Annotated in this window: 15 protein-coding genes; 7 read left to right on the top strand and 8 right to left on the bottom strand. The window is 70.3% G+C overall.

Annotated elements, in window-relative coordinates; genetic code table 11:
* Nucleotides 1-28: 28 nt before the first annotated feature.
* From HUN07_RS10370 to clpS, 5 genes are all read right to left on the bottom strand, one after another.
* A complete protein-coding gene (locus HUN07_RS10370; RefSeq protein ID WP_174909551.1) occupies nucleotides 29-787 on the bottom strand; it encodes a cyclic nucleotide-degrading phosphodiesterase in 759 nt (252 codons plus the stop codon).
* Between the two features lie 151 nt (nucleotides 788-938).
* The gene (locus tag HUN07_RS10365) at nucleotides 939-1,520 is read right to left on the bottom strand and encodes a rhomboid family intramembrane serine protease (RefSeq protein WP_254622971.1); all 582 of its coding nucleotides are present in this window, start codon (nucleotides 1,518-1,520) and stop codon (nucleotides 939-941) included.
* A 125-nt stretch (nucleotides 1,521-1,645) separates the two neighbouring features.
* Nucleotides 1,646-2,722, bottom strand: coding sequence for a P1 family peptidase (locus HUN07_RS10360; protein WP_174909547.1), 1,077 nt, complete (start codon nucleotides 2,720-2,722; stop codon nucleotides 1,646-1,648).
* Complete coding sequence (gene aosR / locus HUN07_RS10355) at nucleotides 2,719-3,294, bottom strand: oxidative stress transcriptional regulator AosR (RefSeq protein WP_174909545.1); 576 nt, start codon at nucleotides 3,292-3,294, stop codon at nucleotides 2,719-2,721. Before aosR ends, HUN07_RS10360 begins: the two co-directional genes overlap by 4 nt.
* A 46-nt stretch (nucleotides 3,295-3,340) precedes the next feature.
* Nucleotides 3,341-3,694: an ATP-dependent Clp protease adapter ClpS gene (gene clpS / locus HUN07_RS10350; RefSeq protein ID WP_114719501.1), complete on the bottom strand. Its 354-nt coding sequence runs from the start codon at nucleotides 3,692-3,694 to the stop codon at nucleotides 3,341-3,343.
* Between clpS and HUN07_RS10345 the strand changes: the two genes are divergently transcribed.
* The 6 genes from HUN07_RS10345 (at nucleotide 3,693) to HUN07_RS10320 (ending at nucleotide 10,852) form a co-directional block, all read left to right on the top strand.
* Nucleotides 3,693-5,117 (top strand): nicotinate phosphoribosyltransferase, encoded by a 1,425-nt coding sequence (locus HUN07_RS10345; RefSeq protein WP_441346807.1) that lies wholly within the window; start codon nucleotides 3,693-3,695, stop codon nucleotides 5,115-5,117. The two genes, clpS and HUN07_RS10345, sit on opposite strands and share 2 nt — an antisense overlap.
* 14 nt (nucleotides 5,118-5,131) lie before the next feature.
* Nucleotides 5,132-5,704, top strand: coding sequence for an isochorismatase family protein (locus HUN07_RS10340; RefSeq protein WP_174909541.1), 573 nt, complete (start codon nucleotides 5,132-5,134; stop codon nucleotides 5,702-5,704).
* Nucleotides 5,705-5,729: 25 nt separating this feature from the next.
* Entirely contained in the window at nucleotides 5,730-7,790 is a 2,061-nt protein-coding gene (locus tag HUN07_RS10335) for an ATP-dependent DNA helicase (protein WP_174909539.1), read from the top strand.
* Nucleotides 7,791-7,857: 67 nt separating this feature from the next.
* A complete protein-coding gene (locus HUN07_RS10330) occupies nucleotides 7,858-8,778 on the top strand; it encodes an ABC transporter ATP-binding protein (protein WP_174909537.1) in 921 nt (306 codons plus the stop codon).
* Nucleotides 8,775-10,424 (top strand): ABC transporter permease, encoded by a 1,650-nt coding sequence (locus HUN07_RS10325; protein WP_254622886.1) that lies wholly within the window; start codon nucleotides 8,775-8,777, stop codon nucleotides 10,422-10,424. The genes HUN07_RS10330 and HUN07_RS10325 overlap by 4 nt, the downstream gene beginning before the upstream one ends.
* A gap of 86 nt (nucleotides 10,425-10,510) precedes the next feature.
* Nucleotides 10,511-10,852, top strand: a complete 342-nt coding sequence (locus HUN07_RS10320; RefSeq protein ID WP_114719493.1) for a YciI family protein — start codon at nucleotides 10,511-10,513, stop codon at nucleotides 10,850-10,852.
* A 52-nt stretch (nucleotides 10,853-10,904) separates the two neighbouring features.
* On the opposite strand, the gene glgP is transcribed toward HUN07_RS10320, so the two are convergent.
* The 3 genes from glgP to HUN07_RS10305 form a co-directional block, all read right to left on the bottom strand.
* Nucleotides 10,905-13,505, bottom strand: coding sequence for an alpha-glucan family phosphorylase (gene glgP / locus HUN07_RS10315; RefSeq protein ID WP_174909536.1), 2,601 nt, complete (start codon nucleotides 13,503-13,505; stop codon nucleotides 10,905-10,907).
* Between the two features lie 10 nt (nucleotides 13,506-13,515).
* Nucleotides 13,516-14,907, bottom strand: a complete 1,392-nt coding sequence (locus HUN07_RS10310; RefSeq protein ID WP_174914609.1) for an FAD-binding protein — start codon at nucleotides 14,905-14,907, stop codon at nucleotides 13,516-13,518.
* A 71-nt stretch (nucleotides 14,908-14,978) separates the two neighbouring features.
* Nucleotides 14,979-15,542, bottom strand: coding sequence for a peptide deformylase (locus HUN07_RS10305; protein WP_174909534.1), 564 nt, complete (start codon nucleotides 15,540-15,542; stop codon nucleotides 14,979-14,981).
* A gap of 45 nt (nucleotides 15,543-15,587) precedes the next feature.
* Here HUN07_RS10305 and HUN07_RS10300 point away from each other — a divergent pair, with 45 nt between their 5' ends.
* The gene (locus HUN07_RS10300) at nucleotides 15,588-16,133 is read left to right on the top strand and encodes a PadR family transcriptional regulator (protein ID WP_174909532.1); all 546 of its coding nucleotides are present in this window, start codon (nucleotides 15,588-15,590) and stop codon (nucleotides 16,131-16,133) included.
* Nucleotides 16,134-16,172 lie beyond the last annotated feature (39 nt).

The following is a 16,172-nucleotide window of genomic DNA, read 5'->3' as shown; positions in this document are numbered from 1 at the left end:
GAGTGCGCGGGCGGGGCGCCGGTTGCGGTCAGACGGTGTAGACGTCGCCGGCCGACACCGCGTGCACCGGTCCGGAGAACTCGGCCTTGGCCTCGGCGATGACGTCCTCGCGGGACGTCCACGGCGGAATGTGGGTGAGCAGTAGCTCGCCGACCCCTGCACGGGTCGCGATCTGCCCGGCCTCGGTCCCGGACAGGTGGATGCCCTCGGGACGGTCGGGGCTGTGCGTCCACGACGCCTCCGACAGCAGCACGTCCGCGCCCCGCGCCAGCTCGACGACGGACTCGCAGATGCCGGTGTCGCCGGTGTAGACGAGGACCCGGCCGGTCTTGCTGGTGACGCGGAACCCGTACGCCTCCGGGGGGTGGTTGACCCGGCGCGCCTCCACCGTGATCTCGCCGATCTCGGCGACGTGGCCGTCGGACCAGCTGCGCAGATCGATGGTGTCGGAGATGTCGTCGAGGTCACCGCCGCACTCGGCCGATGCGACGCCGATACGGCACGCGCTGTCCGTGGGGCCGTAGACGAGGGCCCGGCCGGCCGGCGGATTGGGATGGTAGCGGCGCCACACGAGCAGGCCCGGCATGTCGAGGCAGTGGTCGGCGTGCAGGTGCGACAGCAGGATCGTGGCCTCACCTGGGTCGGCGTATCGCTGCAGCGCGCCGAGCACACCGGGGCCGAAATCCATGACCACCGGTGGGGTACCCGGAGCCGTCACGAGGTAGCCCGAAGCAGCCGAGTCGGGTCCGGAGACGCTGCCCGAACATCCCAGGACCGTAATGCGCATGCAAACCATGCTGCCACGACCACCGCGCTCTCAAAAAGCTTCGGGCACTTTCGGCTGTGTGAACTCACATCTGCCGTCGGATTGTGATCCGTCGGCGCACGGGTCGAGCATGTGATCGCCGAGTCAGCGACCCGCAGATCAGAGGGCGGTTCTAGGTGCGCGGAAGCTGGATCCCGGACGTGCCGACCGTCGGCACCGCGGTCCGGCGCCTGCGCGTGTCGGACGACAGCACCCACGCCGCGACGACGCCTCCGATCGCGCCGAACAGGTGCCCCTGCCACGAGATCCCGTACTGCCCGGGCAACACGCCCCACATCATGCCGCCGTAGACGAACAACACCACCACACCGAGCAGGATCTGTCCGATGCTGCGGGTGAAGATCCCCCGCACCAGCAGGAACGTGAGCCAGCCGAACACCAGCACCGACGCGCCGAGATGCGCACCGACGCCGCCGGTGAGCCACGTACCGACCCCGCCGATCACCCAGATGATCCCGGTCGCGGCGAGACCGCGACCGATCCCCGACATCAGCACCAGGAACCCGAGGATCAGCAGCGGCACCGTGTTGGCGAACAGGTGTCCCCACCCGAAATGCAGCATCGGCGCGAACAGGACTCCCCACAGGCCGTCGAGCGTGCGTGGTTCGATCCCCCACTGGTCCAGCGGATTGCCGGCAACGGTGTCGACGGCCTCGAGGACGTAGAGGACCATCGCGAACCCGCCGATGGTCATCGCCGCCCGCTGCCACAGCGGGCGCGGGACACGAGGCAGGTCGGGGCGCAGTTCTGATCCGGCGGTCACGAATCCGAGCGTACCGACCATCGCCGATGACGGTCGGTGTCGAACGACCGCGCGGTCTAGCCGGAAGTCCCGAACGCCGACGGAAACACGTCGCGGTAGCTCGGGATCCCGGCGACCGCAGTGGCCGACAGGATCGCGTCGACGATCGCCCACTGCACGCATGCGGCGGCGGCCGTGCAGACCGCGTCGAGGATCGGTAGTTCCGTCGGGAAGGCCGCCGGGACACCGTCGGGTGCGGGCACGTCACGGGCGCCGGTGGCGAGCGCGAAGATCGTGTCGCCGTCGAGCGGCGAATGCGCGGGACGGATGGCGCGGGCCAAACCGTCGTGTCCGGCGACCGCGACTCGTCGGCAGGCGGCCTTGGACAGCGTCGCGTCGGTTGCGATGACGCCGATCGTGGTGTTGAGGACCGTCGTCTTGGCCCCCAACTCGTTCGCGGCGGCCAGATCGTCGGGCGACGGCAGTCGCATTCCGCGACGTTCGGCGTCGGCGAGCGACAGCCCCCACGGCAGGCCGGTGTCGGGATCCCACACCGCACCGACCGGATTGGCCACCATGAGCGCGGCGACGGTGACACCGTCGGCCGGACCACCGTCGATGACGGTGCTGGCGGAACCCACCCCGCCCTTGATGACGCCCGCGCGGGCTCCGGTCCCGGCACCGACACTGCCGGTGACGACGGTGCCCGACGCGCGCGACGCCGCGCGACGCCCGAACTCGGCGGTGGGCCGGACGTTCCAGTCGCCGACGGGCAGATCGAAGATCACCGCGCCGGGCACGATGGGGACCACCTGGCCGGGCGCCCCCATCGGGATCCCGTGGTCGTGTTCCTCGAGCCACCGCATGACCCCGTCGGCGGCGGCGAGGCCGTACGCACTGCCGCCGGTCAGCAGGACGGCGTGCACCTGCTGCACCGAGTGGCTGGGGTCGAGGAGGTCGGTCTCGCGGGTGCCGGGGCCACCGCCACGCACGTCGACGCCCGCGGTCGCACCGGACGGCACCAGCACCACGGTGCATCCGGTCGCCGCACCGGCGCCGAGCGTCGCGTCGGGATCGAGCAGGTGGTCGTGGCCGACGAGGACGCCGGCGACGTCGGACAGCGAATCCGACGGCCCGGACCGGGGCGCCGTCACGACAGGAGCGCCTGGACGAGGGAGTCCTGCATCCACGTCAACCAGTGGTAGACGTCGAGGTGCGGGGCCCGCGGGTCGCCCTCCTCGAGTTCGTCCGGGGTGTCGGCGTCGATGCCGATGTTCGTTCCCAGGGCCAACCGGACGTCGTTGAGTGCGGCCAACCACGCGTCGGCCTGCTCCGGGGTGATGACGACCTTGCCGCCCTCCGCGGGCACCGTCTGCAGGACCACGGACCCGGCGGCGATCTTCTCGTCGATGATCTCCGGCTCGTGCAGGCTGCGCAGGGCGCTGTTGACGTTGCCGCGCTCGGAATCGTCGTCGGGCCGGTCGGGGTCGGCGCGCTGGAAGTCGGGCAACAGGCGGGCGAGAACCTCGTCGGACGGGGTTTCGCTGTTGCCGGTCCGCAGGCCCGTCAGCGCGGCCAGCTCGTCCGTCGGCGCCGAGGCGGCGCGCTCCTCGAGCAGCCCGGAAACCGACGTCACCAGCGACCGCAGGACCGCCGCCTCGTGGGCGTCCATCTCCGAGCGCAGTTTCAGTCCGCCGAGTGAGTTCTTCCTGGTCCAAGTCCGCACGTCTGTACCCGGGTTCCTAACCGTCGAGAGGGATGGATTCGATCGTCTAGCTGCTGTCGCGCTGCATGGTCGCCCACAGGCCGGCCGCGTGCAGCTTGCGCACGTCGTTCTCGACCTTGTCGCGCGAACCGCTCGACACGACGGCCTTTCCTTCCTTGTGGACCTGCATCATCAGGTCCGTCGCCTTGGCTTTGCTGTAGCCGAAGAGCTTCTGGAAGATGTACGTCACGTAGTGCATGAGGTTGACGGGATCGTCCCAGACGACAGTTACCCACGGCCGATCCTGGGCCTCGGTCATCTCCTCGATTTCCGCCTCGGCAGGAGAGACCTGGGGCGCTGCGGCGGGCATCTTGCCGACCGGAACTGCGGTCGGGAAAGTCATTGTGGAACACGGCGCCATGCGTCCAGGGTACGGCGTGGCTCCGGAACTCGACACCCGCGCCCGGCGCCCGAATCGTAAAGTTGGGCCCGTGGCAACCGTTCCCGCAGAGAGCACCGGACTTCGTCCGAGTACCGCGCTTTTCACCGACCAGTACGAGCTGACGATGCTCGAGGCGGCCCTCACCGACGGCTCGGCGCACCGCCGCTGCAGCTTCGAGGTCTTCGCCCGCCGACTGCCGGACGGGCGCCGGTACGGCGTCGTCGGCGGCATGGGCCGAATCCCGGACGCATTGGCGCACTTCCGCTTCGGCGAACCCGAACTCGAGATCGTCTCGCGCTTCCTCGACAGCTCCACCGTGGACTGGCTGCGCGACTTCCGGTTCTCCGGGGACATCGACGGCTACCGCGAGGGCGAGCTGTACTTCCCCGGATCACCGATCCTGTCCGTGCGGGGCACGTTCGCCGAATGTGTCCTACTCGAGACCCTGGCGTTGTCGATCCTCAACCACGACAGCGCGATCGCGTCGGCGGCCGCCCGCATGGTGAGCGCCGCGGACGGTCGTCGGCTGATCGAGATGGGGTCGCGGCGCGCGCACGAGGAGTCGGCCGTTGCGTGCGCCCGCGCGGCGTACCTCGCGGGGTTCGACGCGACGTCCAATCTCGAGGCGGTCCGCCGTCACGGCGTGCCGGGCGCGGGAACCAGCGCGCACGCCTTCACGCTGCTGCACACCGCGGACGGAGCGCCGCAGGAGGAGGCCGCGTTCCGCGCGCAGGTCGCCGCGCTGGGGGTGGGCACGACACTGTTGGTCGACACCTACGACATCACTCAGGGCGTCAAGAACGCCGTGGCCGCGGCGGGCACCGGGCTCGGCGGCGTGCGCATCGACTCCGGCGACCTGGGTGTGCTCGCCCGCCAGGTCCGCGACCAACTGGACGGCCTCGGCGCGACCGGCACCAGGATCGTCGTCTCGGGTGATCTCGACGAGTACGCCATCGCGGCTCTGCGCGCCGAACCGGTCGACGCGTACGGGGTCGGGACCTCCCTCGTGACGGGATCCGGGGCACCCACGGCGGGCATGGTCTACAAGCTCGTCGAGGTCGACGGCGTTCCCGTCGAGAAGCGCAGCAGCCACAAGCAGTCGCGGGGCGGCACCAAGCGGGCGATGCGGCTGAGCCGCCCGTCCGGCACCGTCGTCGAGGAGGTGCTGTACCTCGCCGGCGCGCCGGCCCCGGAGGTCGGCGACCTCGAGGCGCGGGAACTGCTCACCCCGATGGTGCGCGGCGGCGACCTGGTCGGCGACCTACCGACGCTCGAGGACGCCCGCGCGCTGCTCGCGAGCAATCTCGTGAGCCTGCCCTGGGAGGGGCTCAAGCTCTCGCACGGCGATCCGGCCGTGCCGACCCGTTTCGCCATGTCGGCCGAGCCGACGATCACGACGTGAGAGGAGGGACGAGCGTGACCGGGAAGGCACTGATCGTCGTCGACGTCCAGAACGATTTCTGCGAGGGCGGCGCGCTCGCGGTCACCGGCGGCGCCACCGTCGCGACCGACGTCAACGACCTGTTCGGCCAGGGCTACGCGGCGATCGTCGCGACCCGGGACCACCACGTCGATCCGGGGCCACACTTCTCCGATCACCCCGACTTCGTCGACACATGGCCCCCGCACTGCCGGGCCGGGACGCCGGGCGCGCAGTTCCATCCGGCGCTCGAGACCGCGCCGCTGCAGGAGGTGTTCTCGAAGGGCGAGTACAGCGCCGCGTACTCGGGCTTCGAGGGCGTCTCCGCCCGCGGTGAGTCGCTCGCCGACTGGCTGCGCCGCCACGGCATCGACGCCGTGGACGTGGTGGGCATCGCGACCGATCACTGCGTCCGCGCGACCGCGCTGGACGCGGCCATCGAGGGATTCCGCACGCGGGTGCTGCTCCCCTTCACCGCCGGCGTGTCCCCCGTCACCGTGGAGGCCGCGCTGGCCGAACTCGATGCGGCGGGTGTCGAACTCGTCGGGCAGGTCGGCGACCGCGACTGACGGCCCCGCGCAGTACCCTGTTGCGGTGTCCGACCGTGCCCGAGAGCTGCCCAATGTCCCGGAACTTCTCGAGGTCGCGATCCGGACGTTGGGTGGCAAGCCCCGCAAGAACCAGCTGACGATGGCATCCGCCGTCGCCCACTCGATCGATACCGGCGAGCACCTCGCGGTGCAGGCCGGGACGGGTACCGGCAAGTCGCTCGCCTACCTCGTGCCGAGCGTGCGCCACGCCGTCGAGTCCGGCCGCACCGTCGTCGTCTCGACCGCGACCATCGCGCTGCAGCGTCAGCTCGTCGACCGGGACATGCCGCGCCTGGCGGACGCGCTCACGTCGGCGTTGGGACGGCGCCCCCAGTTCGCGATCCTCAAGGGCCGCGGCAACTACCTGTGCATGAACAAGATCCACACGGGCATGGCGCAGGACGATCCGCCCGAGGCGGAGCTGTTCGACGCGTTCGCGATCAGCCGTCTGGGCCGCGAGGTGCAGCGGCTCACGAAGTGGTCGTCGGACACCGAGACCGGTGACCGCGACGACCTCGTGCCCGGCGTCAGCGACCAGGCCTGGCGGCAGGTCAGCGTCAGCGCCCGCGAATGCCTCGGCAAGTCGCGCTGCCCCGTCGGCGAGGACTGCTTCGCCGAGCGGGCCCGCGCCGAGGCCGCACAGGTCGACGTCGTGGTCACCAACCACGCGATGCTCGCGATCGACGCGATCTCCGGCATCGCGGTGCTGCCCGAACACGACGTCGTCGTCATCGACGAGGCCCACGAACTGGTCGACCGGGTCACCGGCGTCGCGACGGCGGAGCTGTCGGCGTCGGCGATCAGTGCCGCCGCCCGCCGCAGCATCAAGATCGTCGAGGAGCAGGACGTCGACCGGCTCGAGGGTGCCGCCGAGGGCTGGACCGACCTGCTCGAGGATCTGCCCGCCGGGCGCTGGGACGCGCTGCCCGACGGTGTCTCGATGGCGTTGGCCGCGGTCCGCGACGCCGCCTGGAATGTCCGGACGGCGATCGGGCCGTCCAAGCCCGGCATGGCGGCCGCCGATCCCGAGGCCGCGGCCGCCCGCAACGCCGCACTGTCGGCGATCGACGAGATCCACGACAGCGCGGTCCGGGTGCTCACCGCGTTCGACGAGCCCGACCCGGCCAAACGCAAGGACGTCGTGTGGCTGTCGGTCGACGAGAACCGCGGAAACGTCCGCCGGGTGGTCCGGATGGCGCCGCTGTCGGTGGGCGGGCTGCTGCGGGCGAGCCTGTTCGCGGAGTCGACTGTGGTGCTGACGTCGGCGACGCTCACGGTCGGCGGCTCGTTCGACGGGCTAGCCGTCAACTGGGGTCTGCCGCCGGAGTCGCCGGCGCGCAGCGACACCGCGACCGCGATCGGCAAGGAGGCGCCGTCGGACGCCGGTGTGCTGCGCTGGAATTCGCTCGACGTCGGCTCGCCGTTCGACCACGCGAAGGCCGGGATCATGTACGTCGCCCGGCACCTGCCCCCGCCCGGGCGCGACGGCCTGTCCCCCGCCTTCATGGACGAGATCGCGGAACTGGTGACCGCGGCCGGTGGCCGCACACTGGGACTGTTCTCGTCGATGCGCGCCGCGAAGGCCGCGGCCGAGGAGATGCGCGAACGCCTCGACGTCCCGATCCTGTGCCAGGGCGACGACGCCACGGGCACGCTGGTGAAGAAGTTCGCCGAGGACGAGGCGACGACGCTGTTCGGGACGCTGTCGCTGTGGCAGGGCGTCGACGTTCCCGGCCCGTCGCTGAGCCTGGTGATCCTCGACCGGATCCCGTTCCCGCGCCCGGACGATCCGCTGCTCATCGCCCGCCAGCAGGCCGTCGAGTCGCGCGGCGGCAACGGCTTCCTGTCGGTGGCCGCGAACCACGCCGCCCTGCTGCTGGCGCAGGGCGTGGGGCGTCTGCTGCGCAGCGTCGACGACAAGGGTGTCGTCGCGGTCCTCGACTCGCGTCTGGCCACCGCCCGCTACGGCGGCTACCTGCGGGCGTCGCTGCCGCCGTTCTGGGAGACGGCGGACCCGAAGGTGGTGCGGCAGGCGCTCGCCCGGATCGCGGCGTCGCGGCCCTGAGACGCGGCTGAGCACGCACCCCGGCAAAACTGGGCCGACGCCCCCGCATCCGCCCTATGCTCGGGCGATGGACCCGGTGATCTCGGTTCGTGGCCTCGCCAAGCGTTTCGGTGACGTCCATGCCCTCGACGGCCTCGACCTCGAGGTCGGCCCCGGCGAGGTCCACGGCTTCCTCGGCCCCAACGGATCCGGCAAGTCCACCACCATCCGGGTGCTGCTGGGTCTGCTGCGCGCCGACGGCGGCGAGGTGACCGTACTCGGCGCCGACCCGTGGCGCGACGCCGTCAGCCTGCACCGGCACCTCGCGTACGTGCCGGGCGATGTGAACCTGTGGCCCAACCTCACCGGCGGCGAGGCCATCGACCTGTTCGGACGGCTCCGCGGGGGCCTCGACGAGGCGCGGCGCCAGGAGCTGATGGAGCGCTTCGAACTCGATCCCACCCGCAAGGGCCGCACGTACTCGAAGGGCAATCGGCAGAAGGTCGCGCTGATCGCGGCGCTGGCCGCCGATGCACAACTGCTGATCCTCGACGAGCCGACGTCGGGCCTGGACCCGTTGATGGAGGCGGTGTTCCAGCAGTGCATCGGCGAGGCGACGCGGGACGGCCGCACGATCCTGCTGTCGAGCCACATCCTGGCCGAGGTGGAGTCGCTGTGCGGGGTGGTCACGATCATCCGCGCCGGCCGGACGGTGCAGAGCGGCACCCTGCGCGAGCTGCGCCACCTGACCCGGACCACGATCACCGCCACCACCCGCGAGGCTCCGGACGGGCTCGCCTCGATGCCGGGTGTGTACAACCTGCAGACGCTCGTCGACCAGGACAACGGCATCACCTTCGACGTCGACTCCGACCGGATCGATTCGGTCATGTCGACGCTCACCGGACTCGGCGTGCTGACGATCACCGCGCACCCGCCGACGCTCGAGGACCTGTTCCTGCGCGAGTACAGCGACGAGTTCGACTCGCTGGGCATCGAGCGACGATGACGGCGCAGGTCGCGGGCGTCGAACGGGTCACCGGACCGGCCGGGACCTCGACGACGGACCGTCTCGCCGGGACGTGGACGCTCACCCGGTTGGCGCTGCGGGTCGACCGGATCCGGCTGCCGGCGTGGGTGATCGCGGTCGGCGGCTCGACGGTGCTGCTGGCGTCGAGCTACCAGACCCTCTACCCCACCCCGGAATCGCGTCAGGCACGCGCCGCCCTCATCGAGTCGCCGGCCGCGACGGCGCTGGCCGGGCCCGGCTACGGACTGTCCGACTACACGCTCGGCGCGATGGTGGCGAACGAGATCGCGGGGATGACGATGATCGCCGTCGCGGTCATGTCGGTGCTGTTGGTGACCCTGCATCTGCGGACCGAGGAGGAGTCCGGCCGCGCCGAGATGCTGCGTTCGGCCGTGGTCGGCAGATTCGCGCCGATCACGTCGGGACTCGCAGTGGTGCTGTTGGCGAACCTGCTGATCGGACTGGTCCTCGGGCTCGGTCTGACCGCGGTGGGACTGCCGGCCGTCGGGTCGTGGAACCTGGCCGCCGGGGTGTTCATGATCGGTCTGGCGTTCGGCGCGACATCGGCCCTGTTCTCGCAGGTCACCGAGCATGCCCGCACCGCGAGCGGACTGGGTCTGGTCGCGGTCGCGGCCGCGTACCTGCTGCGCGCGATCGGGGACGTCCGCGCCAAGGAGGACGGCAGCGTGTGGTCGTGGCTGTCGCCGATCGGCTGGGCGCAATCCACCCGCGCGTACGTCGACGAGCGATGGTGGCCATTGCTGCTGGGCCTCGGCGCGGTGGTCGTCGGTGTCGTCCTCGCCTACGCGGTGGTGGGCCGACGCGACATCGGCGCCGGCCTGGTGGCCCCGCGGGGCGGCCGGCCCCGCGCGAGCAGCACCCTCACCGGGATCGCCGCGCTGACGGTGCGCATGCAGCGCAACCAGATCGTGGCGTGGGGAATCGGCGTCGTCGCGCTCGCCTTCCCGATCGGGGCGCTGGGCCAGCAGGTCGCCGACTTCGTCAATCAGGACCCCCGCCTGGCCGGGCTGCTGCCGGGAGGCGAGGCCAACGCCGCGCAGGGCGCGTTCGCGCTGTACCTGGTGTTCCTGACCATCATGGCGTGCATGTACGCGCTCACCGCCGTCCAGTCGGCGCGCAACGAGGAGACGTCGGGCCGGGCCGAGGACGTCCTGGCGAGCCCGGTCTCCCGCTGGCGGTGGCTGGGCGCGCAACTGGCCGTGATCACTGTCGCGACCGCGTTGATCGTGCTGGCGGCGGGTGCCGCGATGGGCATCACCGCGGCCGCGACGCTGCACGACGGTTCGATGTTCGGGCGCCTCGTCGGCGCCGCCGCGAACGGACTGCCCGCCACACTGACGATCATCGGGCTGACCGCGGTGGTGTACGCGTGGTTCCCGCGCCTGCTGGCGGTGGTGTGGGTGTACCTCGGTTACGCGCTGGTGATCGGGATGTTCCTCGAGGTCCTGCCCGACTGGACGGGATGGGCATCGCCGTTCCATTTCACACCGAACCTGCCGGCGGACACGTTCGACATCGCGCCGCTGATCGTGCTGCTCGTCATCGCGGCGGCGCTCTACGTGCTCGCGCTGGCCGGGTTCCGGCGCCGCGACATCCAGTCCTGACGGATGAGGATGACCGTGGCGAGCAGCGGATGTCCGACGGGGAGCGGGGGTGTCCCGGTGACAGTACGGAAGAAGGAGTCGACGCGATGACGAAGTACCTGATCTCGTTCCCGAGTGGCGCCATGGTCTTTCCCGCCGAGGATCTGCAGGCAGTTTCGGATGCGGCGCACGCGGTGGTCGAGGAGGCGAAGGACGCCGGCGTCTGGGTGTTCGGCGGCGGAATCGACGAGAGCGTTCCGCCCGTCCTGGTCGACGGGGACGGCACGGTGACCGAGGGCACGTACCCGCAGACGAAACAGCTCGAAGGCGGCTACGCGCTCCTCGAGTTGCCCTCCCACGAGGCGGCCCTGGAATGGGCTGCGAAGATCGCGGCTGCCTGCCGGTGCGCGCAGGAGGTCCGCGCGTTCCAGTACGACCCCGCCAGCTGACGGGTTCGGCCTCGCGGGGAATCATGCCCCGCGGTGTCGAAGCGGTCTCGACCTAGACGTACGGCGCCGCGACGAGTCCCAGCTCGGCGTCGGTGGCGAGCAGGTCGTGGTGCGGCAGGACACGGACGGTGTAGCCCACCGACCCCGACACCGGCAACGGTGTGGTGGCCTCGAACACCTCCCCCAGCCCGTCGGTGCCGGTGTGCACCATCGGCACGGCCGTCAAGTCGGTGAGGTCCTCGGTGGGGCCCACCTTGCCGAGCACCGCCTGCACGACTACGTCCTCCGGCGACAGCCCACCGAGTCGGACGTACGCGCGCAGCGACAGATCGGCGCCGATCTCGGGGTTGTCGGGCAGCCCGGCGCTGTCGACCTGCGCCACCTGCACACCCGGCCATACCGCACCCACCCGGCGCCGGTACTCGGCCACCTCGCGGGCACCGGCGAAGTTGTCGGGCAGCATCTTCCGGGCCGCGGCCGCCGCCGGCGCGTAGTACTCGACGGCGTAGTCGCGGACCATGCGCGACGCCAGCACCTTCGGACCCAGGGTCTGCAGCGTGTGACGGACCATCTCGAGCCAGCGGGTCGGCAGCCCGCCGCCGTCACGGTCGTAGAAGCGTGGCAGCACCGACCGCTCGAGCAACTCGTACAGTGCGGTGGCCTCGAGGTCGTCGCGGCGGGTCTCGTCGGCGACACCGTCGGCGGTGGGGATGGCCCAGCCGTTCTCCCCGTCGAACATCTCGTCCCACCAGCCGTCGCGGATGGACAGGTTCAGTCCGCCGTTGAGCGCCGACTTCATGCCCGACGTCCCGCACGCCTCGAGCGGGCGCAGCGGGTTGTTGAGCCACACGTCGCAGCCCCAGTACAGGTACCGCGCCATCGACATGTCGTAGTCGGGCAGGAACACGATCCGGTGCCGGACGTCCTGCTGGTCGGCGAACCGCACCACCTGCTGGATCAGGGCCTTGCCGCCCTCGTCGGCGGGGTGACTTTTGCCGGCGACCACGAGCTGCACCGGACGCTCGTCGTCGAGCAGCAGCGCGCGCAACCGCTCGGGGTCCCGCAGCATCAGGGTGAGGCGCTTGTACGTCGGGACACGCCGCGCGAACCCGACGGTCAGGACGTTCGGGTCGAACACCTCTGTCGTCCAGCCGAGCTCGGCCTCGGTCGCGCCGCGCTCGAGCCATGACGCGCGCACCCGGCGACGAACCTCGTCCACCAACTGCGCACGCAACGTGTTCCGGGTCGACCACAGTTCACCGGAGTCGATCTCCCGCAGCCGTTCCCAGCCGCGGGCCTCCTCCAGCAGGCCCGGCCCCACGAGTCGGCGTCCGAGGTCCATCCACTCACGGGCCGCCCACGTCGGAGCGTGCACGCCGTTGGTGACCGAGCCGATCGGCACCTCGGCGGCGTCGAAGCCGGGCCACAGCGACTCGAACATCTCCCGGCTCACCTCGCCGTGCAGCTTCGAGACCCCGTTCGCGCGCTGGCCCAGCCGAAGTCCCATGTGCGCCATGTTGAACACGCCGGGGTTGTTCTCGCCGCCGAGCGCGAGGATGCGGTCCACCCCCAGTCCGGGCAGCAATGTCGACTCCTGCTCGCCCTCGCTGCCGCCGAAGTAGCGGCGCACCAACTCGGTCGGGAACCGGTCGATACCCGCCGGGACCGGGGTGTGCGTCGTGAACACCGTGCCGGCGCGCACCGCCGCGAGCGCGGCGTCGAAGTCCAGTGCGGAGGTGGTGATCAGCTCCCGGATGCGTTCGAGGCCGAGGAAACCGGCGTGTCCCTCGTTCATGTGGAACACCTCGGGATCGGCGATCCCGTGCGCGCGGGTGTAGGCGCGAACCGCCCGCACACCGCCGATGCCGGCGAGGATCTCCTGCTTGATCCGGTGGTCCTGGTCGCCGCCGTAGAGCCGGTCGGTCACGGCGCGCAGTTCGGGATCGTTCTCCGCGATGTCCGAGTCGAGCAGCAGCAGCGGCACCCGGCCGACCTGCGCGATCCACACCCGCGCCCGCAGCACGCGGCCGCCGGGCATCGCGATGTGGATCAGCACCGGCGCGCCGGGTCCGCCTTTCTCGGCGCTCTCGGTGAGCAGCCGCAGCGGCAGCCCCTGCGGGTCGTGGGCCGGGTAGTGCTCGGCCTGCCAGCCGTCCGCGGTGAGCGACTGCCGGAAGTAGCCGGAGCGGTACAGCAGCCCGACGCCGATCAGCGGCAGCCCCAGATCCGACGCGGCCTTGAGGTGATCGCCGGCGAGGATGCCGAGCCCGCCGGAGTAGTTCGGCAGCACCTCGGTGACACCGAACTCCATCGAGAAGTACGCGATCCCCGTGGCCAGCGCGGCACCCTTGCCGAGCTGGTCCTGGTACCAGCGGGGCCGGGTCAGGTAGTCGTCCAGATCGGCGGCCGAGCGGTCCAGCTCGGCCAGGAACGCCTGGTCGGTCGCCAGTTCGTCGAGCCGGTAGGGATCGACCTCGCCGAGCATCCGGACCGGGTCGTGGCGCACCGCCGTCCACAGGTCGGGGTCGATCGACGCGAACAGATCCTGTGTCTCCGGATGCCACGACCAGCGCAGATTGGTCGACAGCGGCCCCAGGGCCGCGAGACGCTCGGGCAGGTGGGCTCGGACGGTGAACCGACGCAGGGCTTTCACGCCGCGAACACTACCGACTTTCGACACCACCGATCAGCTGAAGTCGGCGGGCCAGGTCCGAGACGAACACCCTCTCCGGGTCCATCCGGTCCCGAACGGCGCGCCATTCGGCGAGCCGCGGATACATCTGCTCGACGCGTTCGGGTGTGGTGCGGGAGTCCTTCGCGAAGTAGAGCCTGCCGCCGGCGGCGAGGACGCGCTCGTCGAGCTCGTCGCAGAATCGGCCGAGTCCCCTCCTCATGGGGAAGTCGAGGCTCAGCATGAATCCCGGGTGCGGCCACGACAGCGGGGCCGGGTTGCCGTCGCCCATCCGCTTGAACACGTTGAGGAACGAACGGTGACCGGACTCGGCGATCCTGCGCACGATGTCGGCGAGCTGCTGCTCGGCACCGAACGGGATCGAGAACTGGTACTGCATGAAGCCTTCGCGCCCGTAGGCCCGATTCCATTCTCCGAGCAGGTCGAGCGGGTGGTAGAACTGCGTCAGATTCTGGATGGTGCCGCGACCGTGCTTCGGGTAGACGCGATACGCGGCCTCCGCAGCGATACGCACGGTGAAGCGGTTGACCATCCCGTTCGGGAAGACGTCCGGGACCGTGAACAGCTGCGGGGCGTTGAACCGCAGGGGATCCCGACGCAGCTTCGGCGGCAGTTGATCGAGCGTCGCCAGCGATCCCCGGGTGAACCCTGCCCGACCCAGCTTCGGACCGGTCGAGATCGTGTCCGGAACCGACATCGAGTAGTCGTAGCCGTCGTCGGAGCCGCCGGTCAGCAGTTCCATCGTCTGGTCGAGGTCGGCGGTGCGGTCGTGGTCGGCGATGAAATAGGCGGTCTCGGTGTGCTTCATGCGCACTCGCGCCCGCACCACGATGCCCGTCAATCCCATTCCCCCGACCGTCGCCCAGAACAGGTCGCGATCGGCGCCGGTCGGCGAGAGCGTGCGGATCGTGCCGTCGGCGGCGAGGAGGTCGAGCGACTCGACGTGGTTGCCGAAGCTGCCGTGCGAGTGGTGGTTCTTGCCGTGGATGTCGGCGCCGATCGCGCCGCCGACGGTCACCTGCCGCGTGCCCGGCAGGACGGGCACCCACAGACCGTGGGGCAGAACGGCGCGCATCAGCGCGTCGAGGCTGACGCCGGCATCCGTGTCGACGACGCCCGAAGCCGGATCGATGTGGTGGATGCGGTCGAGGGCGGTCATGTCGACGACGAGCCCGCCCGCGTTCTGTGCCGGGTCGCCGTAGCTGCGTCCCAGGCCGCGGGCGATGACGCCCCGCGGGCCCGATCGCTGCACTGCCGACGCGATCACGTCGAGGTCGGGCGTCGAGAGCACGTCGGCGGTCGATGCCGCACGCCTCCCCCACCCGCTGAGCGAACACCGCGCGGTTTCGAACTCGGCTGTCACAGTCACCGCGCCACGATAGGCGCCGTCGACCGCCGATGTCGCGAGAATCGGTGGGCCTCCGTGGCGACGTTTCAGCCGAAGGCGCCGTCCGTGGATCCGGGGAGCCACGAGCCACCCGGCTCGGTCCACCCCCGCAGCTTGATCATCTTGCGAGCGGCGCGTCGATGACGGCCGATCAAACGATCCACATAGAGACGGCCCTCCAGATGGTCGACCTCGTGTTGGAAGCATCGCGCGAGGTATCCGGTCGCCTCGACGACGATGGGCCGATCTCCCGTGTCGACTCCGCTGACTCGCGCCCAGTCGGCGCGACCCGTGGGGAACCGCTCGCCGGGAACCGAGAGGCACCCCTCGAGTTCATCTGGGTCCGGCATCGTCTCCGGCCGCTCCGAGGTTTCCAACGTCGGATTGATCACGCACCCACGATGACGAACACCGTTGTCGATCAGGTCGTACACGAACACCGCGCGCGGATCACCGATCTGGTTTGCGGCGAGACCCGCACCGTTCGCTGCCGTGTTGGTCTCGAACATGTCGGCGACGAACGCCGCGAGCTCGGAGCCGAAGCGCGTCACAGGGACCGCCGGAGTTGCCAGAAGAGGATCGCCGGCGATCACGATGGGTCTCACAGTCATCCAAACGAGAGTACTCAAATACGAGTACTCGTGTACAAAGGACGAATGAATCCCACGCGGTTGTTCGTTCTGGGAGCACTGGCCAAACGCGGGCCGATGCACGGGCATCAACTGCGCCGGGACGCCCGCGTGGACCGCGCCGACCTGTGGTCGCAGGTGAAACCCGGGTCTCTCTACGGGGCACTGCACAGGCTCACAGAGGAAGGACTCATCCGCCCCCTCCGCACCGAGCAGGACGGGACGCTTCCCGCGAGAACGATCTACGAGATCACCGACGAAGGCGGCCGCGAGCTACGAGCGCTTCGGGACGAAGCACTCAGCGAGATACATCTCAAGCCCGACCCGGTCGATCTCGCCCTAGCCGTCAGCTCGGACGTCGACCGAGAGATCCTGCGCGGTTACATCAGCGACCGCGTCGCCGCACTGCGCGCACGTCAGTCCCAGTTGAGCCACCAACTCGACCGGCGATGGCCCGACCAGAGCAAAGCGGACGATCTGATCCTCGAACACGCACAGATGCGCGTTCAGGTCGAGATCGATTGGCACGAGCGAGTTCTCGTTCATATCGACAAGCTCGACCAGCACTCCTGACGCGCGCGCGGGGCGACGACACGTGATTCGTCCGCACGA

Origin of the sequence: Rhodococcus sp. W8901, from assembly GCF_013348805.1 — a bacterium.
GTDB lineage: Bacteria > Actinomycetota > Actinomycetes > Mycobacteriales > Mycobacteriaceae > Prescottella.
This window is presented reverse-complemented; position numbering and strand designations above follow the sequence as displayed.